Origin of the sequence: Paraburkholderia guartelaensis (assembly GCF_004353905.1) — a bacterium.
Classification (GTDB): domain Bacteria; phylum Pseudomonadota; class Gammaproteobacteria; order Burkholderiales; family Burkholderiaceae; genus Paraburkholderia; species Paraburkholderia guartelaensis.
Genome location: NZ_SMOD01000007.1, coordinates 1 through 21,489, shown reverse-complemented (window position 1 = coordinate 21,489; position 21,489 = coordinate 1). Strand labels below are relative to the sequence as shown.

General features: G+C 64.6%; 18 protein-coding genes. 5 read left to right on the top strand and 13 right to left on the bottom strand.

Annotation, left to right across the window (positions count from 1 at the left end):
* Nucleotides 1–217: 217 nt before the first annotated feature.
* From E1N52_RS10805 to E1N52_RS10760, 10 genes are all read right to left on the bottom strand, one after another.
* On the bottom strand, nucleotides 218–2,314 hold the full coding sequence (locus E1N52_RS10805; RefSeq protein ID WP_246089025.1) for a dipeptide ABC transporter ATP-binding protein: 2,097 nt from the start codon (nucleotides 2,312–2,314) through the stop codon (nucleotides 218–220).
* A complete protein-coding gene (locus E1N52_RS10800; RefSeq protein WP_133182656.1) occupies nucleotides 2,311–3,204 on the bottom strand; it encodes an ABC transporter permease in 894 nt (297 codons plus the stop codon). The genes E1N52_RS10805 and E1N52_RS10800 overlap by 4 nt, the downstream gene beginning before the upstream one ends.
* Nucleotides 3,201–4,202, bottom strand: a complete 1,002-nt coding sequence (locus E1N52_RS10795; protein ID WP_425468042.1) for an ABC transporter permease — start codon at nucleotides 4,200–4,202, stop codon at nucleotides 3,201–3,203. The genes E1N52_RS10800 and E1N52_RS10795 overlap by 4 nt, the downstream gene beginning before the upstream one ends.
* 53 nt (nucleotides 4,203–4,255) lie before the next feature.
* Nucleotides 4,256–5,932: an ABC transporter substrate-binding protein gene (locus tag E1N52_RS10790; protein ID WP_133182652.1), complete on the bottom strand. Its 1,677-nt coding sequence runs from the start codon at nucleotides 5,930–5,932 to the stop codon at nucleotides 4,256–4,258.
* 248 nt (nucleotides 5,933–6,180) lie between these two features.
* Nucleotides 6,181–7,200, bottom strand: a complete 1,020-nt coding sequence (locus E1N52_RS10785) for a HoxN/HupN/NixA family nickel/cobalt transporter (protein ID WP_133182650.1) — start codon at nucleotides 7,198–7,200, stop codon at nucleotides 6,181–6,183.
* Between the two features lie 42 nt (nucleotides 7,201–7,242).
* Entirely contained in the window at nucleotides 7,243–7,761 is a 519-nt protein-coding gene (locus E1N52_RS10780; RefSeq protein ID WP_133182648.1) for a cupin domain-containing protein, read from the bottom strand.
* Nucleotides 7,762–7,902: 141 nt separating this feature from the next.
* Nucleotides 7,903–10,011, bottom strand: a complete 2,109-nt coding sequence (fusA, locus tag E1N52_RS10775) for an elongation factor G (RefSeq protein ID WP_133182646.1) — start codon at nucleotides 10,009–10,011, stop codon at nucleotides 7,903–7,905.
* 310 nt (nucleotides 10,012–10,321) lie between these two features.
* Nucleotides 10,322–10,840 carry a DUF192 domain-containing protein gene (locus E1N52_RS10770; protein ID WP_133182644.1) on the bottom strand — a complete coding sequence of 173 codons (519 nt, stop codon included), beginning with the start codon at nucleotides 10,838–10,840 and terminating at the stop codon, nucleotides 10,322–10,324.
* 232 nt (nucleotides 10,841–11,072) lie between these two features.
* Nucleotides 11,073–11,273 carry a hypothetical protein gene (locus tag E1N52_RS10765; RefSeq protein ID WP_028213393.1) on the bottom strand — a complete coding sequence of 67 codons (201 nt, stop codon included), beginning with the start codon at nucleotides 11,271–11,273 and terminating at the stop codon, nucleotides 11,073–11,075.
* A 344-nt stretch (nucleotides 11,274–11,617) separates the two neighbouring features.
* Nucleotides 11,618–12,199 carry a pseudouridine synthase gene (locus E1N52_RS10760; protein WP_133182642.1) on the bottom strand — a complete coding sequence of 194 codons (582 nt, stop codon included), beginning with the start codon at nucleotides 12,197–12,199 and terminating at the stop codon, nucleotides 11,618–11,620.
* Nucleotides 12,200–12,724: 525 nt separating this feature from the next.
* Between E1N52_RS10760 and icd the strand changes: the two genes are divergently transcribed.
* A complete protein-coding gene (icd, locus tag E1N52_RS10755) occupies nucleotides 12,725–13,981 on the top strand; it encodes an NADP-dependent isocitrate dehydrogenase (RefSeq protein WP_133182640.1) in 1,257 nt (418 codons plus the stop codon).
* 184 nt (nucleotides 13,982–14,165) lie between these two features.
* Here icd and E1N52_RS44015 read toward each other — a convergent pair whose 3' ends face one another.
* Nucleotides 14,166–14,360 carry a hypothetical protein gene (locus tag E1N52_RS44015; protein ID WP_165979358.1) on the bottom strand — a complete coding sequence of 65 codons (195 nt, stop codon included), beginning with the start codon at nucleotides 14,358–14,360 and terminating at the stop codon, nucleotides 14,166–14,168.
* Between the two features lie 312 nt (nucleotides 14,361–14,672).
* Here E1N52_RS44015 and E1N52_RS10750 point away from each other — a divergent pair, with 312 nt between their 5' ends.
* Nucleotides 14,673–16,277 carry a multicopper oxidase family protein gene (locus E1N52_RS10750; protein ID WP_133182638.1) on the top strand — a complete coding sequence of 535 codons (1,605 nt, stop codon included), beginning with the start codon at nucleotides 14,673–14,675 and terminating at the stop codon, nucleotides 16,275–16,277.
* A 79-nt stretch (nucleotides 16,278–16,356) separates the two neighbouring features.
* Here E1N52_RS10750 and cspD read toward each other — a convergent pair whose 3' ends face one another.
* Nucleotides 16,357–16,563, bottom strand: a complete 207-nt coding sequence (gene cspD / locus E1N52_RS10745) for a cold shock domain-containing protein CspD (protein WP_017776809.1) — start codon at nucleotides 16,561–16,563, stop codon at nucleotides 16,357–16,359.
* 585 nt (nucleotides 16,564–17,148) lie between these two features.
* On the opposite strand from cspD, the gene clpS reads away from it, so the two are divergent.
* The 3 genes from clpS to E1N52_RS10730 all read left to right on the top strand — a co-directional run bounded on the left by clpS (nucleotide 17,149) and on the right by E1N52_RS10730 (nucleotide 21,316).
* Entirely contained in the window at nucleotides 17,149–17,463 is a 315-nt protein-coding gene (clpS, locus tag E1N52_RS10740) for an ATP-dependent Clp protease adapter ClpS (protein ID WP_028213389.1), read from the top strand.
* On the top strand, nucleotides 17,460–19,751 hold the full coding sequence (gene clpA / locus E1N52_RS10735; RefSeq protein WP_069262762.1) for an ATP-dependent Clp protease ATP-binding subunit ClpA: 2,292 nt from the start codon (nucleotides 17,460–17,462) through the stop codon (nucleotides 19,749–19,751). The genes clpS and clpA overlap by 4 nt, the downstream gene beginning before the upstream one ends.
* A 296-nt stretch (nucleotides 19,752–20,047) precedes the next feature.
* Complete coding sequence (locus tag E1N52_RS10730; protein ID WP_133183010.1) at nucleotides 20,048–21,316, top strand: amino acid permease; 1,269 nt, start codon at nucleotides 20,048–20,050, stop codon at nucleotides 21,314–21,316.
* On the opposite strand, the gene E1N52_RS10725 is transcribed toward E1N52_RS10730, so the two are convergent.
* Nucleotides 21,259–21,489: ATP-binding protein (locus tag E1N52_RS10725; protein ID WP_165979344.1), on the bottom strand; the 231-nt coding region annotated here is incomplete at its 5' end. The two genes, E1N52_RS10730 and E1N52_RS10725, sit on opposite strands and share 58 nt — an antisense overlap.

Sequence of the window (21,489 nt, the reverse complement as noted above, 5' to 3'; positions counted from 1 at the left end):
TGCGGCGGCCGGATGCCTGGTGCCGATGTAGCCAGTTTTGTGCCATCGGCCGGGGAAGGGCGTGCGGGGTGGGCTTGACAATTGATGTGTCGCCCGCGTGGCAGAAAAAACGCGGAAAACGTTACGGCGATGAAACGCGCGCGCCGAATGGCGCGATTCGCGTTGCGAAAGCGGACAGCGCAACGAACCTTGGTGCGATATGAGCGCTATCGCACCGTCAGGTCGCCGCTTGTGTGGCTGTGGTGGCGCTCTGTTGTACGCGCAATTCGTCTACGGGAATGTGGCAGAGAATGCGATGGCCCCCGCCCGCGTCCGTAAGCGGTGGTGGCGCTTCGTCGCAAATGGCGCCGAGCTTGCGCGGGCAGTGCGCGCTGAAAATGCAGCCGCGCCCCGCGGCGTTCGCGTCGTTGGTCGTTGCCGCGCCGAGCGCACGCGCGGCCAGCAGCGTTTCTGTATACGGATGCCACGGGCCGTCGAACACCGCACCGGCCGGGCCGCTTTCCACGACACGGCCCGCGTAGAGCACGACGATGCGATCGGCGAGATAGCGCACGACGTCGAGGTCGTGCGAAATGAACAGGTAGCTCACGCCGCGTTCGCGCTGCAGTCGTGCGAGCAGGTTGAGAATTGCGGCCTGCACGGAGACGTCGAGCGCGGAGGTAGGCTCGTCGCAGATCACGATGCGCGGCTCGCCCGCGAACGCCTGGGCGATCGCCACGCGCTGCTTGAGGCCGCCGGAGAGTTGCCGCGCCCGCGCCACGAGATAGCGCGCCGGCACGCGTACGGCTTCGAGCAGTCCCGCGATGCGCGATTCGTCTGAGGCTTGGTGAGCTGCCGGCGTGTCGTCGTGCGGCCGGGAAAGCGCGCGCTCGATCAGCCGTTTTACGGGCAGCGCGCGATTGAGCGAGGCGTCCGGATGCTGGAACACGACGCGCAGCGCCGCGCGCTCGTCGGCTCGGCGCCGCGCGACGTGGGCGTGCAGGCGCTTGCCGTCCAGTTCGACGGCGCCGCCCGCATCGGGCGCATGCAGGCCGAGCAGCATACGCGCGAGCGTCGTCTTGCCGCTGCCCGATTCGCCCACGACGCCGAGCGTCTCGCCCGCATGCAGCTCGATCGATACGCCGTCGAGTGCGCGCACGGCTTGCGCGCCGTGTCCGAAGGTGCGCGAGACGTCGAGCGCGCGCAACACGACGCGCGGCTCGGCTTCGCCATTCGACGGACCATCGCTCGAGGTCTGTGATCCGTCGCCGCCGCCGATCAGATTCCCGAACGGCAATTCCATCGCGCGTTCGTGATAGTGGCAGCGCGACATCTGCTCGCCGTGCGGCGACGACATGCGATGCGGCGGCGGCGCTTCCACGCGGCAACGCGCGTCGGCGAGGCGACAGCGCGGTGCGTAGATGCAGCCGGGCGCACTCGCGCCAGGTGCGGGCAACTCGCCTGGTATCGTGTCGAGCGCGCCCGCATGCTTGTTGCGGCCCTGCGCCGGCAGGCAGCGCAGCAGGCCGACCGTGTACGGGTGCCGCGCGCGCTCGAACACATCGCGCGTGGCGCCTTCCTCGACGAGCCGTCCCGCGTAGAGCACGCCCACGCGCTCGCACATGCGCCCGATCACCGCGAGGTCGTGGCTGATGAGCAGCACCGCCATGCCCAGCTCCGCACGCAGCTTCGCGATGAGGTCGAGCACCTCGGCCTCGACGGTGGCGTCGAGGCCCGTGGTCGGTTCGTCGAGAATCAGGAGCGTGGGGTTCGACGCGAGCGCCATCGCAATCACCACGCGCTGCTGCATGCCGCCCGAGAGCTGATGCGGATAGCTCGCCAGCACGCGGCCCGGATCGGCAATGCGCACGCGTTCGAGCATCGCGTGCGAGCGCGAGCGGGCCACGCTCGCATCGGCGCCCGCGGCTTCGAACGCCTCGTTCAACTGGCGGGCAATCGTGAGCGTGGGGTTGAGCGCGCTGGCGGGGTCCTGATAGACCATCGAAACGGCATTGGCGCGCAGCGTGCGCAGGCCGTCGGCGTCGAGCGCGAGCACGTCGTCGCCCGCAATCGCGATGCGCCCGGCCTTCACGCGGCCATTGCGCGGGAGATAGCGCAGCGCGGCGAGCGCGACCGTCGACTTGCCGCAGCCCGATTCGCCGACGAGCCCATACGCTTCGCCGCGCCGGATGCGCAGCGAAACGTCGGTGAGCACATCGCGGTCGCGCCCGCGCACGCGGTAGGCGACAGTGAGGCCGACGAGCGCGAGCGCGTCGTCGTCGCGCGGCGCGCTGAAGGTGGCGAGAGCGGGGCGTGAAGAAGCGGGGCGGTTCACGATTGGAGCACCTCGCGCAGGCTGTCGGCGATCAGGTTCACGGCCACCACCAGCGAGGCGATGGCGAGCGCGTCGAACGCCACGGACCACCATGCGCCGCCCGCGAGCAGCGTGTACGACTCGGCGAGCGCGAGCCCCCAGTCGGCGGACGGCGGCTGGATGCCGAAGCCGAGGAACGAGAGCGTCGCCACCGCGAAGATCGCATAGCCGAGGCGCACCGTCGCCTCGACGACGATGGGCGGCCAGACGTTCGGCAGGATCTCCGTGAACATCACGGCGAACGCGTTCGCGCCGCGCAAACGAGCCGCCGCCACGTAGTCGAGATGGCGCTCGGCGAGCACAGCCGCGCGCACCGTGCGCGCAATGAGCGGCGCAAACGTGATGCCGATCACGAGCACCACGGCGAGATTCGAGGCGCCCACGGCTGCGAGCACGAGCAGCGCGACGATCACGAGCGGCAGCGCGAGCACGGCGTCGAGCGTGCGCGCGACGAGCGTGCCGAATGCGCCTTCGAAATAGCCCGTCACGAGCCCGAGCGCCGCACCCGCGAGCGTGCCGACGAGCGTCGCGAGCGGCGCGATCGTAAGAATGTCGCGCGCGCCCACGATCACGCGCGAGCAGATGTCGCGGCCGAGCTGATCGGTGCCGCACCAGTGCGTATGGTCCGGTGGCAGGAGCGAGCTGAGCGGATCGGACGCGTAGGCGTCTTGCGGCGCGAACCAGTGGCCCGCGAGCGCACAGACGATCCACCACAAAAGGATCAGCGCTCCCGCGACGAACGAGGGCGAGCGCAGCAGCAGATGCAGCGTGTCGCGCAGACGCGTGTCGGCGAGCGCCTCATCTCCCGGTTCGCCGCCGGGAGAAATTGCTTCGGATGCCGTATCGTTCATGTGCCTCCCGGCGCGCGAAGGCGCGGGTCGAGCAATGCGTGCAGGGCGTCGGCGGCGAGATTGGCGAGTGTATAGACCGCGCCCACCGCGAGGACGCCCGCTTCGAGCAACGGGAAGTCCTTGGCCTTCGCGGCGTTAAAGATGAGGGAGCCTACGCCCGGATAGCGGAACAGCGATTCGACCACGACGAGGCCGCCGATCAGATAACCGAGCTGCGTGGCCGCCACCGTCACGCTGGGCAGCAGCGCATTGCGCAGCACGTGCCGCATGATCACGACGTGGCTCGGCAGCCCCTTGAGAATCGCGGTGCGCGTGTAGTCGGCATCGAGCGCCGTGATCGTGCCCGCACGCGCGATGCGCGCGAGATAGCCGAAGAACACGAGCACGAGCGGCAGCACGGGCAGCACGAGGTGCCGCAATTGCTCGAGCACGCCCGCGCCGCTGGGCGCGGTGGCCTCGATGGGCAGCCAGCGCAGCCACACGCCGAAGATGAGGATCAGCACGATCGACGAGACGAACTCCGGCACGGCGCTCGCGCACAGGCCGCCCGTGCTGATCGCGCGGTCGATCAGGCGGCCTTCGTGAAGCGCCGCCCATACGCCGCCCGCAATGCCGAGCGGCACCACCACCACGAACGCAAGCAGGCCGAGCCTGGCCGACTGCAGGAGCGCGTCGCCCACGAACGGCGCAACGGGTTCCTTGTAGCTCCACGACATGCCGAAGTCGCCGCGCAACGCATGCGTGATCCACGAAACGTACTGGTCGAGCACCGGCCGGTCCGCGCCCAGCTCGTGATTGAGGGCGGCCACGGCGCGCGCGTCGGCGAGCGGGCCGAGCACGGCGCGGCCGATGTCGCCGGGCAGCAACTGGCCGCCCGCGAACACGAGCACGGAGAGCAGCCAGAGCGTAAAGATCGCCCAGGCGGCGCGCCGCCCGAGAAAGCGCGCGACGCCCGCGCGCGGGGCGAAGGCGCGCGCGGTGCCGGCCGGATTCGACATGGGCGGGAGCGGAGTAGCCATCGGACCTCCGTTTCGGGTGCGCTTGGGCCGGTTCAGGCGGCGAGCGTCGCGCGGTCGAAATAGAGCTGGGCGAGCGCGGTGAAGCGCACGCCCGAAAGCACGGCGCGCTGTGCGATCAACTGGTCGTAGAAGTACGGGATGATCACGGGCGTCTCGTCGAGTAGCAGCGTCTGGATCTGCCTCGCCACCTGCTTCTGGGCCGCCACGTCGAGCGTCGCCGCGAACTGCGCGACCAGCTTGTCGTACTGCGCGTTGCGAAAGTGAGCAGCATTCCACGTGCCGCCCGAGGTGAGCGGCGCGTTGAGAAATACGTTCGGCACGCCGCGGTGCCCATAGTCAGTAATGCCGAGCGGCGAGTCGAGCCAGTCCGATTTGCCGAACGTGCCCGCGCCGTAGTACTGCGACTGGCTTTCCACCTTGAGCGCGATGCGGATGCCGACCGCCTTCGCCGCGTTCTGCACGACCACGGCGAGGTCCGGTATCTCCATGTACTTCTCGGTGGTGAGCGTCACGTCGAAGCCGTTGGGCACGCCCGCCTGCGCGAGCAACTGGCGTGCCTTCGCGACATCGATCTTGCGCTGGGGCACGTCGGTTGCCGTGGAAGGGAAGATGGGCGCGAACGGGCTGTCGTTGCCCAACACGGCGCGGCCCTTGAAAAGGCCGCGCACGAGCACGTCGCGATCGAGCGCAAGCGCAAGCGCCTGGCGCACGCGCTTGTCCTTGAACGTGGGCGAGTCGTTGCGCATGTGGATCTGGCGGTGGGCGCTCGAGCGCACGCCGATCACCTTGAAGTCGGGATTGTTCAGGATGCCGATGCCGCCCTGCACGGTGAAGGTGCCCATCACGTCGGCCTGGTGGCCTTGCAGCGCCAGCAATTGCGCCTGCTCGTCGGCGTAGAAGGCGAATTCGACGCGCGCGGGCAGCGCCTTGTCGCCCCAATAGTCTGGATTGCGCACGAAGCTCACGCCGCGCCGCGCTTCGAATCTGTCGAGCTTGAACGGCCCGGTGCCGATAAAGCTCTTTTCGTAATTGCCCGCATAGTTGGCGGGCAGCATCACGGCGTTGTAGTTGTCCGAAGAAACGTAGTAGGCGAAGTTGCCATTGGGCGCGTCGAGATGGAACTCGACCGTGTGATCGTCGATGGCCTTCGTGCCGCCTTTCGAGAGCACGCCCTTGAGCACCGAGAGCGCCGCCGAGCCGGTTGCGGGATCGGCTAGGCGATCGAAGGTCGCCACTACGTCCTTCGCACCGAACGGCTGGCCGTCGTGGAATTTCACGTTGGGGCGCAGCTTGAACGTCCAGACGTCTGCTTTGGCGTTGGCTTGCCAGGAGAGCGCGAGCGCGGGTTGCAGATGGCCTTGCGCGTCGTCGTTGGCGAGGAATTCGCCGGTCTGGTTCAGCAGACACAGCGCGCCCGCATCGGTCACGGTGAGCGGATCGACGGCGCCCGCTGGCATCAGGTGGGCCACGCGGATCGTCTGGTCGCCGGGCTTCGCCGCGCCCTGGGCATGCGCGCCGCGCGGCACGGCGAGTCCCGCAAACGCAGGCAGTGCCGTGAGGCCGACCGCGCTTGCGTAGCGCAGCAGCTCGCGGCGCGTGAGGCGGCCGGCAGCGAATTCGTCGAGGGCGTGGTTGCCGTGATCGCAGGCCTGAGGGCGCAGCGCTTCGAGGCTGGGGAGGAGCGGACGGCGGGACTGCGGTCGTTTCATCGGTGCGGGTTTCCGTGCGATTCCGTTCAGGGGACGCGCGAGGCCCGAGGGCTTGCGCGACGGCGGCATGCGGTACGGCAGACGACGAATGGTGCAGCAAGGTGAAACGATTGAAGCGGCTAGCCAGCGCAACAGGCGCGCAATAGCTGGGCCTAGTTTACGCGCTTTCGGCAAACGAGGCGAAGGGTAGGGTTTCGCGGGGTTGCGCGCGCGTGGCGCGCCGTGCAGTCGTGAGAGGGGCGTGAGTTCTAGCGGGCCGCGGCGGGCCGGCGCCAGCGATGGAACAGCACCGAGCCGATCCAGCAGGCGATGAATGCCGCGATGATGCCGTAGCCCAGCTCGCCGAAGCGCTCGTTCAGGCCGGCGATGAGCGTCCACGCGCCGCCGCTCGCGCCGAGCTTGTCGGCGATGAGCCCGAGCGCTTCCACGCCGCCGATCACGATCGCCACGAGCGCCGAGACGAACGTGATGCTCGCGTTGTAGTAGAGCTTGCGCCTGGGGTCGTCCATCGCCCAGCCGTAGGCGTGGACCATCAACACGTTGTCGGTGGAGTCGACGAGCGTCATGCCTGCCGTGAAGAGCGCGGGGAACACGAGAATCGAATACATCGGCAGGCCCTTGCCCGCTTCGGCGGCGGCGATGGCGAGCAGGCCGATTTCGGTGGCCGTGTCGAAGCCGAGGCCGAACAGCACGCCCACGGGGTACAGGTGCCAGCTCTTCGTGACGAGCGCGAAGAGCGGCCTGAGCGCGCGAGAGAAGAGGCCGGCTGGCGCGGATGTATTCGAGGCGGCGGCGAGTGCTGCGTCGTCGCCTTGCTGCGCGCGGCGGTAACGCATCCACACGTCGCGCAGGATCACGAGGTTCACGCCCGCGAGCACGAGCAGGAACGTCGACGAGACGAGCGTGCCGATGGTCGAGCCGATCTCGTGGAACTGCTCGAAGCGGCCATGCAGCGAGAGCGCCGTGAGCGCGATGCCGAGCGTGGCGGCGATCACGACCGTCGAATGGCCGAGCGAGAACGCGAGGCCCACGCCGAGCGGGCGCTGACCCTGCTGCATGAGCTTGCGCGTGACGGTGTCGATGGCGGCGATATGGTCGGCGTCCACGGCGTGGCGCAGGCCGAAGCCGTAGGCCAGCAGCGCCGTGCCGAGCAGCAGCGGAAAGTGGCGAAACGCGATCAGCGCCCACGCCCACGCGCCGAGATTGGCGGCGATGAGCGCGGCATAGAGCGGAATCAGGGCGCGGAGCGAGGCGGCGGGCGTCGTCATAACGTCAGTGCATCGTGGAAGGCGGAATGGGCTGCCGGGCGCTCAATGGTCGTGCGGATGACGGTGGATCGGATCGACCCAGTACACGGTTTCCGGGGCTTCGACGGCGTCGATGTTCAGGTTCACCACGACGGCCTCGTTGTCGCTGCGCACGAGCACGCATTCGAGCGGATCGTCGGTGCTCGCATTGATCTCCTGGTGCGGGACGTAGGGCGGCACAAAGATGAAGTCGCCGGGGCCCGCTTCGGCCGTGAACTCCAGATGATCGCCCCAGCGCATGCGCGCATGACCGCGCACGACATAGATCACGCTTTCCAGCGCGCCGTGATGATGCGCGCCGGTCTTCGCATTCGGATGGATCGTCACCGTGCCCGCCCAGATCTTCTGCGCGCCCACACGGGCCGCATTGATCGCGGCCGCGCGGTTCATGCCGGGCGTTTGCGCCGTGTTCGTGTCGAGCTGGTCGCCGCGTATCACCTTGACGCCGTTTTCGCGCCAGTCGATGGGTGCGTCGTCGTGAGCGTGTTCATGAGGATGCTCATGGTCGTGTTCGTGACTCATCGTCGTGTCTCCTTGACTGTGGGTCTCGCAGCGTCATCGCCGCATTGTGGCATGGTCAAAATTGCGCCGCGCGCATGCAAAAAAGCCCGTCCGCAGGGGACGGGCTTTCGTGTGCACAGCAGCGCCTGCACGTCGCCTGACTTACGCCTTCTTCGCGTTGATGACCGCTTCGGCCACGTTCTGCGGGGTTTCTGCGTAGTGCTTGAACTCCATCGTGTAGGTGGCGCGGCCTTGCGTGAGCGAGCGCAGCGACGTGGAGTAGCCGAACATCTCCGAGAGCGGCACTTCGGCGCGCACGATCTTGCCGCCGCCGCCCGCGATGTCCTCCATGCCCTGCACGATGCCGCGACGGCTCGACAGGTCGCCCATCACGTTGCCCATGAAGTCCTCGGGCGTCTCCACTTCCACGGCCATCATCGGCTCGAGCAGAATTGGCTTCGCCTTGCGCATCGCTTCCTTGAAGGCCATCGAACCGGCCATACGGAAGGCGTTTTCGTTCGAGTCCACGTCGTGGTACGAGCCGAACGTGAGCGTGACCTTCGTGTCGACCACCGGGTAGCCCGCAAGCACACCTGCCTTGAGCGTTTCCTGAATGCCCTTGTCGACAGCCGGGATGAACTCGCGCGGAATCACGCCGCCCTTGATGGCGTCGACGAATTCGTAGCCCTTGCCCGGCGTCTGCGGCTCGAGCGTGATGACGGCGTGGCCATACTGGCCGCGCCCGCCCGACTGCTTGACGAACTTGCCTTCCACATCTTCGACCTTGTTCTTCACGGTCTCGCGATACGCGACCTGCGGCTTGCCGACGGTCGCCTCCACGCCGAACTCGCGCTTCATGCGGTCGACGAGAATTTCGAGGTGCAGCTCGCCCATGCCCGAGATGATGGTCTGGCCGGACTCTTCATCGGTTTGCACGCGGAACGACGGGTCTTCCTGCGCGAGGCGATTGAGCGCGATGCCCATCTTTTCCTGGTCGGCCTTGGTCTTCGGCTCGACGGCCTGCGAGATCACCGGCTCGGGGAAGATCATCCTTTCGAGCACGATGGCATGCGCCGGATCGCAGAGCGTGTCGCCCGTCGTCGCTTCCTTCAGGCCCACCGCGGCCGCGATGTCGCCCGCGCGCACTTCCTTGATTTCCTTGCGCTCGTTTGCGTGCATCTGCAGGATACGGCCGAGGCGCTCCTTCTTGTCCTTGGTCGCGTTGAGCACTGTGTCGCCCGAATTCACCACGCCCGAATAGACGCGGAAGAAGATCAGCTGGCCGACGAACGGGTCGGTCATGATCTTGAAGGCGAGTGCGGAGAACGGCTCGTCGTCGCTCGGGTGGCGCTCGATTTCCTTGTCGTGGAGGTCGTGGCCGAGAATCGCGGGCACGTCCACCGGCGAGGGCAGATAGTCGATCACGGCGTCGAGCATGGCCTGCACGCCCTTGTTCTTGAACGCGCTGCCGCAGAGCATCGGCACGATCTCGTTGGCGATCGTGCGCTTGCGCAGGCCGCCCTTGATTTCCTCTTCGGTCAGGCTTTCGTGATCGTGAAGGTACTTTTCGAGCAGCGTTTCGTCGGCCTCGGCGGCGGCTTCGACCATCTTCTCGCGCCACTCGTGCGCAAGCTCGACGAGATTCGCGGGGATGTCCTCGTACTCGAAGTTCACGCCCTGGCTCTCGTCGTCCCAGACGATCGCCTTCATCTTCACGAGATCGACCACGCCCTGGAAGTGATCTTCAGCGCCGACCGGAATCTGGATAGGCACGGCCACGCCCTTCAGACGCTCGCCGATTTGCCGCTGCACGCGGAAGAAGTCTGCGCCCACGCGGTCCATCTTGTTGACGAACGCGATGCGCGGCACCTTGTACTTGTTCGCCTGACGCCAGACGGTTTCGGACTGCGGCTGCACGCCGCCCACGGAGTCGTACACCATGCACGCGCCGTCGAGCACGCGCATGGAGCGCTCGACTTCAATCGTGAAGTCCACGTGCCCCGGGGTGTCGATGATGTTGATGCGGTGTTCGGGGTAATTGCCGGCCATGCCTTTCCAGAACGCAGTGGTCGCGGCCGAAGTGATCGTGATGCCGCGTTCCTGTTCCTGCTCCATCCAATCCATGGTCGCCGCGCCGTCGTGAACCTCGCCGAGCTTGTGATTCACGCCGGTGTAGAAAAGGATGCGCTCGGTCGTCGTGGTTTTGCCGGCGTCGATGTGAGCGCTGATCCCGATGTTGCGATAGCGCTCGATGGGGGTCTTGCGAGGCACGGTGATCTCCTTGGAATGACGCGCCATGGAAGCTGCCGGGCGGCACGCGGCGCGGCCAGCGCGCGGCCCGATGCGCCGCATGGGCGCACCCTGGTGGCACGCGTCATGCGGGAGATTAACAGGATAGCGCTTGCGCGCCGGTTTTGCAGGACGTATGTCGCGGCGCGGGAAGCGGCGGCAGCGCTCCTGCGCGGCGCCAGGCGGTGCACTGGCGGGCACGCGCGCAAAAAAAGCCGGCGCCGCGTGCGTGCAGGGCCGGCTTGCGCTTTTCGCGCAGCGCGCGACTGTCGCGCGCTGGGTCATCGCGTGTTTACTGCAGCGGCGGCAGTCCCTCGATCTTCATGCCGGGCTTGATGCCCTTCGCCGTGAACCAGCCCTTCGGCATTTCGAGCGCAAAGACGCCGTTGTTGCGCGGGCAGTGGTTGTTCGTCGTTTCGGCCTGCATCTCATCGATGTCGGTGATCGTGCCGTCGGCGCGAATGAAAGCGATCGACAGCGGGATCAGCGTGTTCTTCATCCAGAAGCAGTGCACGGCGTTTTCGCCGAACACGAACAGCATGCCTTCATTGGGCCCGAGCTGCGAACGGTACATGAGGCCTTGCTCGCGGTCCGCGTCGTTGGCGGCGACCGCTGCGTCGATCACGAACATCCCTGCCGTGAGTTTCACGCGCGGAAATTCGCCTGGCTGCTTGGCGCCCGGCGGCATCTGCTGCGCCTGGGCGATGCTCGACGTGGCCGTCGCGGTGAACATGAGCGCCGCGAAAGCGGCCAATGGCAATGCGACGACAAGCGCGCAGCGCACGAAGAACGAGCGCAGGGAAAATCGCACGAGAGACTCCTTGCTGTAGGTTAATCCGCGCATGTTACGCGACCAGGTCAGAACGGGTCAAAATGCGCGGCGCGTTTCACGTCATCGACGTGATGCGGCGAGCGTGCATGTCAAAAAAATGGCTAAAAATCAGGCAGCCAAACAAAAAGGCAGAACGCCTTGCGGCGCTCTGCCTTTCGTCGCGCTGAAGAGTGGCAACGAGTGCCGCTTCTTCATGCGTCTTACAACAAGCTTACTCCGAAGCTGCCGAAGCGGCTTCAGCCTTCGCTGCCTTCTTGTGCGACGACTTCTTGTGTGCCTTCTTGTGCGACGACTTGTGAGCAGCCGAAGCAGCAGCAGCCGGAGCAGCCGAAGCAGCTTCCGGAGCCGAAGCTTGTGCGAATGCAGCCGATGCGAAGAGACCAGCGACCAGAGCAGCGATCAGTTTGTTCATGTTGTGAATCCTCAAGCTTGAGTTAATTAACCAAGTGACCCGGTTTTTGGAGTCAGGTCGGTAAACGTGCCATCCACCTTTCGGTTGACAGTCGCTTTCGACAAATTCGCGTGAATTTGATTTCTGCGTCTGCCAGCGGTCGGGACCGTACATTGCTGCGAGGACCCTGAAGGCTGAATGCCGGATAGCTTCTGTCGGCATCTGCGTCGAATAACGCATGGTCTCGCGAGACGGTTGACGCAAACTTTCTATTTGCTTCGTAACGAGACGCAACAGAAAGATGAGGGACGTGCCGCGTGATTCGAAAAAAATCGATCAGCAAGTGAAAAGTGCTTGCACAACAATCACTTGTGTTTGTGAGGCGTGTTTTGCCAGGGCGCATTGGTGGGCACGTCGATGCTTTCGCCGGGTGCCAGGCCAAGCGAAAAAATATCGAGCGCGCCGATCGCGACACGTACGAGCCGCAATGTTGGATAGCCCACTGCAGCGGTCATGCGTCGCACCTGCCGGTTCTTGCCTTCGCTGATCGCAATCTCCACCCACGTGGTGGGTATCGACGCGCGATAACGAATCGGCGGATTGCGCGGCCACAAATTTTCGGGCTCAACAATGATTCTTGTTCGACACGGCTGCGTCACGAAGTCGCCGAGATCGACGCCGCGTTCGAGCGCGGCAAGCGCTCCCGCATCGGGTTCGCCTTCCACTTGCGCCCAATAGCGCTTCACGAGCTTGCGTTTCGGTTCGGCAATGCGTGCTTGCAAGGCGCCGTCGTCGGTGAGGAGCAGGAGACCTTCGCTATCGGAGTCGAGTCGGCCCGCAGGATAGACGCCCGGCACCTTCACCCAGTCCGCAAGAGACTGGCGTGTTTCGTGCGGCGAAAACTGGCAGATCGTGCCGAACGGTTTATTAAGGGCGATCAAACGCATGACAGGGCGACGGGTACGAATGGATGACTTGGCTAGCGCCGAGATCTTAATGCATATTACGTTTCATTGATTTCTACGTCTTATATAAGACATAAGACAAGAGTGGGGCGGATCACTTCCTCGCGGCTACGGCAACTCCGTGCGATGACGTCTCGCGCGCGCCGCGGGCGCGTTCGCCATGTGGCGCTGCAGCACCGCAAGCGGCTTGCCTTGCGCTGGCGTTCGTGTGAAGGGCGCGGTACGCGTGCGCGAGGCGTGGGCTAGAATAGCCGCCAGACCCTCACGCCGACGGGCCGGTCGCGCCGCCAGGTAAGCCGCTCGGCGAGCCGCTTACTCCGCTATGTTGCGCGCTGTGCGTCGCGTGTCGCTGGACAGTCTTGCTGCGAATATGGACCGCGCCGGTTGTCGAGAAGCCATGACGGCGAGATGCCTCACTCGCCGGGCGAAAAGGCTTCGCCGCCGCCGCGAGGCGCCGGGCGCCGCGTCAAACCCGCTACAACAGCCTTGCCCTTACTGGAGTCGATCATGCCGTATCAGCACATCGTGGTTCCGACCGGCGGTGAAAAGATCACCGTCAATCCGGACTTCTCGCTCAACGTCTCGGACCAGCCGATCATCCCGTACATCGAAGGCGATGGTACGGGCGTGGACATTACGCCGGTCATGCTGAAGGTGGTCGACGCAGCAGTAGAAAAGGCCTACGGCGGCAAGCGCAAGATTCACTGGATGGAAATCTACGCGGGCGAGAAAGCGACCCGGGTCTACGGTCCCGACGTGTGGCTGCCCGAAGAAACGTTCGACGTCGTGAAGGAATACGTGGTGTCGATCAAGGGGCCGCTCACGACGCCGGTTGGCGGTGGCATCCGCTCGCTCAACGTTGCGCTGCGCCAGCAGCTCGATCTGTACGTGTGCCTGCGCCCCGTGCAGTACTTCAAGGGCGTGCCCTCGCCGGTGCGCGCGCCGGAGAAGGTCAACATGGTCATCTTCCGCGAGAACTCGGAGGACATCTATGCGGGCATCGAATGGCCCGCGGAATCCGAAGGCGCGAAGAAGCTCATCAAGTTCCTGCGCGAAGAGATGGGCGTGGCGAAAATCCGCTTCCCGGAGAGTTCCGGCGTCGGCGTGAAGCCGGTGTCGCGCGAGGGCACGGAGCGTCTCGTGCGCAAGGCGATCCAGTATGCGATCGACAACGAGCGCCGTTCGGTCACGCTCGTGCACAAGGGCAACATCATGAAGTACACCGAAGGCGCGTTCCGCGACTACGGTTATGCGCTTGCTCAGAAGGAGTTCGCGGCGGAACTGATAGACGGCGGCCCGTGGATGAGGATCAAGAATCCGAAGACGGGCGGCGATATCGTGATCAAGGACGTGATCGCCGATGCCTTCCTGCAGCAGATCCTGCTGCGCCCGGCCGAATACGACGTGATCGCCACGCTGAACCTGAACGGCGATTACATTTCCGACGCACTGGCGGCGCAGGTGGGCGGCATTGGTATCGCACCGGGTGCGAATCTTTCGGACTCCGTGGCGATGTTCGAGGCGACTCACGGCACGGCCCCCAAGTATGCCGGCAAGGACTATGTGAATCCGGGCTCGGAAATTCTCTCGGCGGAAATGATGCTGCGTCATCTCGGCTGGGTCGAGGCGGCGAACCTCATCATTGCCTCGATGGAGAAGTCGATTCTGCAAAAGCGCGTGACCTATGACTTCGCGCGTTTGATGGAAGGGGCGACGCAGGTGTCGTGCTCGGGCTTCGGGCAGGTGATGATCGAGAATATGTAGTCGAAAGACAGCTCATCGCTGTCCCAGTAGAGAAAACCGGCAGACCGAAATGTCTGCCGGTTTTTTTATCTGCTCGGCGTAAATCCGTCACGAATAGCTGGGACATCACCGCATCCGCATGTGCTGCGATTTGACGAGCGCAAGCCGGTGTGCCGTGCGCTATCATGGCAACGGTCAATCGAGTTCATCCGCAGCTTCGTTCAACGTGCCAGTCGTCTATCGCTTCCTTCTCGTCTGTCTGCTCGCGCTGCTTCCCTTGCGCGGCGCGATGGCGTGCGAGCACATGCAGCACGATGCACTGACGTCGCACGCTGCGCTCACACCGCACGTTGTCGTGGCTGTCAGCGATCGTTGCGCCGGGACGAGCACGCGCGGTCACGGATCGCATTCCAGCTGCGGCGCGAGTTGCTGCGTCGCGGGCTGCGGCGCGCATTGCAGCGTGCCTTCTGCCGTGACTGCATTCGACGCACAAACCGGCGCTCGTGCCGCGCTTGGCGTGTTTCCCGCAGCCATGCGCGCCGGCATTACGCACGCGCCTCCTTTGCCTCCTCCAATCGCCTGAGCCGGGCCGCTCGCTTCGAGCGAGTTGCATTGCTCGCGCTTTGCGTGAGCGAAACGAATCCCGCGCAAGCGGCATGCGTGTTATCGCGCGTCGCGTGCCAGGCATGAACGAGGTATGAGGATTTCATCGATGAAACGAAGAGCATTTCTATCCGGCGCATTGAGCGCCGCCACCGCGACCCTGTTCGCGCGCCATGTGTTCGCACAAGGTGCGGGCGAAGCGATGCACGCCATGCACGGCATGACGGACATGCCGGCGATGTCGGGCGGCATGATGCAAGCGCAAGGGCCGCTTGCGCCTGCCGATGCGCTGCCCGCCGGCGCGCCGCTTGCCGCGCTGCGCACGCTCGCCAACCAGAGCCGAGAGCCGGGGCAGTTCCGCGCGATCCTCATCGCGCAGCCCGCGGCGCGTGCGCTGCTGCCCGGAAAGCCGCAAACGGTCTTCTGGCAATACGATGCGCTCGCAGCGACCGCAAACGATGGCCCGGTCATCGGCCCGTTGATCGACGTACGCGAAGGCGACACCGTCGAAGTCACGTTCGTGAACCGGCTGCCCCAGCCTTCGACGATTCACTGGCACGGCCTGCCCGTGCCGCCCGATCAGGACGGCAATCCGTCGACACCCGTCGCGCCGGGCGAGCAGCACGTTTATCGCTTCACGCTGCCGAAGGGGAGCGCGGGCACCTACTGGTATCACCCGCATCCGCACATGCTGAGTTCGGAGCAGGTGTTCCGCGGGCTGGCGGGGCCCTTCGTCGTGCGCGCCGCCGACGATCCGCTCGCGGCGTGGCCCGAGCGGCATCTGTTCGTGTCCGACCTGAAGCTCGCGGCAGACGGCACGATTCCTGCAAACAGCATGATGGACTGGATGAACGGCCGCGAAGGTCAGTACGTGCTTGTGAACGGGGCGCGTCAGCCGCACATCGACGTCGTGCGCGACGAGCGCTGGCGCGTCTGGAACGGCTGCAACGCGCGCTATCTGCAACTCGCCTTCGACGACGGCCGCGCGTTCGCGCAGGTGGGTACCGACGGTGGGCTGCTGGGCGCGCCGCGCGAGGATGTTACTTCGCTGTTGCTCGCGCCGGGCGAGCGCGCGGAGCTGATCGTGCGCGCGGGGCAGGGCGCCTCGCGTGCGTCGCTGATTGCCGCTCAATACGACCGTCACAAGATGGCGATGACGCACGGCAGCTTGCCTGCGGGGCCATCGCTGATCCTGGCGAACGTGGGATTCGCACCGGCAAACGCGACACAGTCGCCGCTGCCGGCGCGCCTGCGTGAGATTGCGCCGCTCGTTTCTTCAGGTCATCTAACGATACCGAAGAAAAGCGTGGTGTTCAGCGAGGCCATGGACATGAAAGCGATGCACGCACCGGGTGCGTCCACGCAGCCCATGCCGCGCGGCATGCAGTTCATGGTGAACGGTGCGGTATTCGATCCGGCGCGCGTGACGCTAGCGAGCCGGCGCGGCGAAGTCGAGCACTGGACGATAGCAAACGGCACGGACATGGATCATCCGTTTCATCTGCACGGTACGCAGTTTCAGGTGCTGGCGCGCGAGCAGGGCGGTGTGCGCAAGGAGGAGGAACTGCTTGCATGGCGCGACACGGTGAACGTGCGGCCCGGCGAAACGGTGCATATCGCAACCGTTCAGCATGAAGCGGGCGACCGCATGTTTCATTGCCATATCCTCGAGCACGAGGACCTCGGCATGATGGGTACGTTGCGCGTGAGCTAGCACGCGAACGTTAAAAAACCATGACACCAAAAAGAAACCCGGCCGAAGCCGGGTTTCCAAGGTACGGGTACCGAACAGATCAGGCTGCTGCCTGAATGTTCGATGCCTGTTTACCCTTCGGGCCTTGCACGACCTCGAAGCTCACCTTCTGCCCTTCTTTGAGGGTCTTGAAGCCATTCATTTGAATAGCCGAAAAGTGAGCGAACAGGTCCTCACCGCCTTCATCCGGCGTAATGAACCCGAAACCCTTCGCGTCGTTGAACCACTTGACCGTACCGGTTGCCATACCAACTTCCCCTGTAACTCATGTCACTACCACGAGCAGTTCGAAAAGCTAAACGATCGCGGTGCGATCGCCCCCTCCTCACAAGCTCACCAACGGCATTTTTTCGAATTTAAGGCGGTTGAAAAAAGTGCCAGCTTGATTGTTGAGGGTCTTTATTCTGCTGTCAAGAATATTTTGAGACGCCCTTTGACGCGTTGTAAAGAGCGCATTTCCAGGGTTTTTCCTGCTTTTCGCCGACGCTGAGCACCGGTGCATAAAGCAGGTGCAGGAGAGCGTCTTGAAAAATCGCGCAGGTGACGCATATGCGATGCACCGCACCATGGAATCTGACGCGGAGCGTGCGGGCGCCTACAGTCGCTTTCCACGGCAACGGCAAGGTTGTGCGATACTCAATTCAACGGTGGCGTGAAAGCTGCTCGAAGCAGGATTGTGTACCGGCCCCGCAGCCGGTCGAAGGGATCGGGGCCGGGCCAGGGCGCATGAATTGCTTGCAGCGGGTCGCAGGTCGGGAGCGCCGGGTTCACCGGCCGGCCGGTCAGGTTACGGCAGGATTGCGGGCCTGTCCGAGTTGTTTAGAATGGGTGTATGGCGATTATCCCGGACAAGCAGGATTCAACCGTACTGGAGCGGCAGGAGCAAAAGGTCAAACCGCCCTCCATGTACAAGGTCGTGCTAATGAATGACGACTACACGCCGATGGAATTCGTCGTGATGGTCGTGCAGGAATATTTCAATAAGGACCGCGAGACCGCAACGCAGATCATGTTGAAGGTCCATCGCGAGGGCAGGGGTGTTTGTGGGGTCTATACGCGGGACATCGCGTCGACCAAGGTTGAGCAAGTCGTTACCCACGCACGGCAGGCCGGGCATCCGCTGCAGTGTGTGATGGAGGAAGCATGATTGCCCAGGAACTGGAAGTCAGCCTGCACATGGCGTTCATGGAAGCACGTCAGGCGCGGCACGAGTTCATAACGGTCGAGCATCTGCTGCTGGCGCTGTTGGACAACCCAACAGCGGCGGAAGTGCTGCGCGCGTGTGCCGCCAATATCGAAGACCTGCGACAGAACCTGCGCAACTTCATTCATGACAATACCCCTACGGTTCCCGGCACGGATGACGTCGATACGCAGCCGACGCTCGGGTTCCAGCGCGTGATCCAGCGCGCGATCATGCACGTTCAGTCCACTTCCAACGGCAAGAAGGAAGTGACGGGCGCGAACGTGCTGGTCGCCATCTTCGGCGAGAAGGACTCGCACGCGGTGTACTACCTGCAGCAGCAGGGCGTCACGCGTCTGGATGTCGTGAATTTCATTTCGCACGGTATCGCGAAGACGGGCAGCGGCGAAGCCGCCAAGGCCAGCGACGCGAATGCCGAAGCCGAAGACGCCGCCGGCCAGAAGGAAACCCCGCTCGCCCAGTTCACGCAGAACCTGAACCAGATGGCGAAGGACGGCCGGATCGATCCGCTCATCGGTCGCGAACTGGAAGTGGAGCGCGTGGTGCAGGTGCTGTGCCGCCGCCGCAAGAACAATCCGCTGCTCGTGGGCGAGGCCGGTGTCGGCAAGACCGCGATCGCGGAAGGGCTCGCCTGGCGCATTACGCGCGGCGAAGTACCGGACATTCTCGCGGATGCCCAGGTCTACTCGCTCGACATGGGCGCGCTGCTTGCGGGCACGAAATATCGCGGCGACTTCGAGCAACGCCTCAAAACGGTGCTGAAAGAACTGAAAGAGCGTCCGCACGCCATTCTGTTCATCGACGAAATTCATACGCTGATCGGCGCGGGCGCCGCGTCGGGCGGCACGCTGGATGCGTCGAACCTGCTCAAGCCGGCGCTCTCGTCGGGCACGCTCAAGTGCATTGGCGCTACGACGTTCACGGAATACCGCGGCATCTTCGAGAAGGACGCGGCGCTGTCGCGGCGCTTCCAGAAGGTCGATGTGGTCGAGCCGACCGTCGAGCAAACCGTGGCGATCCTGCGCGGTCTGAAGTCGCGCTTCGAAGAGCACCACGGCGTGAAGTATTCGTCGGGCGCGCTGAACGCGGCCGCTGAACTGTCGGCGCGCTTCATCACCGACCGTCACTTGCCCGACAAGGCAATCGACGTGATCGACGAAGCGGGCGCTGCTCAGCGCATCCTGCCGAAGTCGAAGCAGAAGAAGACCATCGGCAAGAGCGAGATCGAAGAGATCATCTCGAAGATCGCGCGCGTGCCGGCGCAAAGCGTGTCGCAGGACGATCGCAGCAAGCTGCAAACGCTCGACCGCGATCTCAAGGCCGTGGTGTTCGGCCAGGATCCGGCCATCGACGCGCTTTCGGCTTCGATCAAGATGGCACGTGCGGGTCTCGGCAAGACGGACAAGCCGATCGGCTCGTTCCTGTTCTCGGGCCCGACCGGCGTCGGCAAGACCGAAGTGGCGCGCCAGCTCGCGTTCACGCTCGGCATCGAGCTGATCCGCTTCGACATGTCCGAGTACATGGAGCGCCATGCGGTGAGCCGTCTGATCGGCGCGCCGCCGGGCTATGTCGGGTTCGACCAGGGCGGTCTGCTCACCGAAGCCGTCACGAAGAAGCCGCACTGCGTCCTGTTGCTCGACGAAATCGAGAAGGCGCACCCGGACATTTTCAACGTGCTGCTGCAGGTGATGGACCATGGCACGCTGACCGACAACAACGGCCGCAAGGCGGATTTCCGCAACGTCATCATCATCATGACGACGAATGCGGGCGCCGAAGCGATGAACAAGTCGACGATCGGCTTCACGACCCGGCGCGAGCAGGGCGACGAGCTGGCCGATATCAAGCGCCTGTTCACGCCCGAGTTCCGCAACCGGCTCGATCAGACGATCAGCTTCCGTGCGCTCGATGAGGAAATCATCATGCGCGTGGTCGACAAGTTCCTCATGCAACTGGAAGACCAGCTGCACGAGAAGAAGGTCGATGCGGTCTTCACCGACGCGCTGCGCAAGCATCTGGCCAAGCACGGCTTCGACCCGCTCATGGGCGCGCGGCCGATGCAGCGCCTGATCCAGGACACGATCCGCCGTGCGCTCGCCGACGAACTGCTGTTCGGCAAGCTCATGAACGGCGGCCGCGTGACCGTGGACGTGGACGCGGAAGACAAGGTCCAGCTCACGTTCGACGAGCAGCCGGCGCCGCGCAATCCGGAAGCGGTGGAAGTGGAGTAAGCGGCGGCAGCGCTACGGCGCAAACAGCCTTCAGGCAAGACGGCGCAGTCCGAAAGGACTGCGCCGTTTTTCTTTTGTGCTCGCGGGTCCAGGTGTTGCGCCGTGACGCGCAGGAGCGCGAGCCGTCTGCCGGTAAAATACGCGTTTGTCCCGCCGTCGGCGTTTTTTTGATGCGCGGCGCTCAGTAGCGTCTTGCGCGTAGCAGGGGTGTAACAGTGGTACCACGTAAATCGGGCGCGTTCGAAGCTATCGTCGAGCGCGAACAAGGGCTGCGTCAGGGCTTGTCCGCCGGGCAGATGACGATGATCGCCATCGGCGGCGCAGTTGGCACCGGGCTCTTTCTCGGCAGCGGCTTCGCAATCTCCTTCGCCGGTCCCGGCGTGCTCATTTCCTACGCGATCGGCGCGCTGATCGCCTTGCTGTTGATGGGCGCGCTCGCGGAGATGACCGTCGCGCATCCCGTATCGGGCTCGTTCGGCGCGTATGCCGAGCACTACATCGGGCCGCTCGCCGGGTTCGTCGTGCGCTATGCGTACTGGTCGGCGTACGTGCTGGCGGTGGGCACCGAGGTTGCGGCAATCGCCGTCTACATGAAATTCTGGTTTCCCCATGTGCCGGGGCTCTACTGGATCATCGGATTTTCAGCAGCGCTGATCGTTGTGAACGCAATGAGTGTGCGCGCGTACGGCACCATCGAATATCTGTTTTCGAGCCTCAAGATCGCGGCCATCGTCGCGTTCATCGTGCTGGGCGCGTGGTTCGTGTGGCGCGCGCCGGCCGGCTCGGGCGTGGGCTTCGCGAACTACACGTCGCACGGCGGCTTGCTGCCGCGAGGCTGGTGGGGCGTGTGGGTGGGGACGATCGTCTCGCTCTTCAGCTACCTGGGCGTGGAGACGATCGCCGTGGCGGCTGCCGAGGCGCAGGACCCGCAACGCGCCGTCACGCGTGCGTTTCGCGCGACCGTGCTGCGCCTCGTGCTGTTCTACCTGCTCACGCTCGCGCTCATGCTCGCCATCGTGCCGTGGACCCAGGCGGGCGGCAACGAGAGCCCGTTCGTGAAGGTCATGGCCGCAACCGGCGTGCCTTACGCGGCGGGCGCGATCAACTTCATCGTGCTCGTGGCGGCGCTCTCGGCCATGAACAGCCAGCTCTACATCACCACGCGCATGATGTTCAGCCTTTCACGCGCGGGTTACGCGCCGGCGACGTTCGGGCGTCTCACGCGTCATGGCGTGCCGACGGCGGCGCTTTCGCTGTCCACCATCGGCATTGCGGTGGCGGCCGTGCTCAACGCGCTCTGGCCGCAGGCAGCGTTCACGCTGATGATGTCGATCGCCATGTTCGGCGCGATGTTCACGTGGTTCATGATCTTCGTCACGCAGATCTTTTTCCGCGTGCGTCAGTCGCGCGAAGGCGGCGCGCCGCTCGCGTTCCGCATGTGCCCCGATGGGCAGTTCAAACTCCTCCACTTGTGGGCGGCTAAATTCCCCCAGGCAGGACGAGCGGATTATGCGTCGGATTCCTCAGTGACGGCAAGCCTGGCAGCGGCTTCACGGAGACGATAGCTCTTGCCTTCAAACTCGAGGAGTTTGGAGCGATGCAGCAGACGGTCAAGGATCGTCGAAGCCATGGTGCTGTCGCGAAGGTAGCGCCCCCAGTCCTGGACGACGCGGTTGGACGTGACGAGGATGCTGCGGCGTTGCTTGTAGCGTTGATGGACGAGGGTCTGCAGCAGTTC

What these genes read in the sequence shown, in the direction of transcription:
- clpA (WP_069262762.1), top strand. Translation starts at nt 17,460, where the DNA reads ATGATTGCCCAGGAACTGGAAGTCAGCCTGCACATGGCGTTCATGGAA.
- E1N52_RS10785 (WP_133182650.1), bottom strand. Translation starts at nt 7,200, where the DNA reads ATGACGACGCCCGCCGCCTCGCTCCGCGCCCTGATTCCGCTCTATGCC.
- E1N52_RS10780 (WP_133182648.1), bottom strand. Translation starts at nt 7,761, where the DNA reads ATGAGTCACGAACACGACCATGAGCATCCTCATGAACACGCTCACGAC.
- E1N52_RS10800 (WP_133182656.1), bottom strand. Translation starts at nt 3,204, where the DNA reads ATGAACGATACGGCATCCGAAGCAATTTCTCCCGGCGGCGAACCGGGA.
- E1N52_RS10760 (WP_133182642.1), bottom strand. Translation starts at nt 12,199, where the DNA reads ATGCGTTTGATCGCCCTTAATAAACCGTTCGGCACGATCTGCCAGTTT.
- E1N52_RS10795 (WP_425468042.1), bottom strand. Translation starts at nt 4,202, where the DNA reads ATGTCGAATCCGGCCGGCACCGCGCGCGCCTTCGCCCCGCGCGCGGGC.
- E1N52_RS10790 (WP_133182652.1), bottom strand. Translation starts at nt 5,932, where the DNA reads ATGAAACGACCGCAGTCCCGCCGTCCGCTCCTCCCCAGCCTCGAAGCG.
- icd (WP_133182640.1), top strand. Translation starts at nt 12,725, where the DNA reads ATGCCGTATCAGCACATCGTGGTTCCGACCGGCGGTGAAAAGATCACC.
- E1N52_RS10750 (WP_133182638.1), top strand. Translation starts at nt 14,673, where the DNA reads ATGAAACGAAGAGCATTTCTATCCGGCGCATTGAGCGCCGCCACCGCG.
- E1N52_RS10765 (WP_028213393.1), bottom strand. Translation starts at nt 11,273, where the DNA reads ATGAACAAACTGATCGCTGCTCTGGTCGCTGGTCTCTTCGCATCGGCT.
- E1N52_RS10730 (WP_133183010.1), top strand. Translation starts at nt 20,048, where the DNA reads ATGACGATGATCGCCATCGGCGGCGCAGTTGGCACCGGGCTCTTTCTC.
- cspD (WP_017776809.1), bottom strand. Translation starts at nt 16,563, where the DNA reads ATGGCAACCGGTACGGTCAAGTGGTTCAACGACGCGAAGGGTTTCGGG.
- clpS (WP_028213389.1), top strand. Translation starts at nt 17,149, where the DNA reads ATGGCGATTATCCCGGACAAGCAGGATTCAACCGTACTGGAGCGGCAG.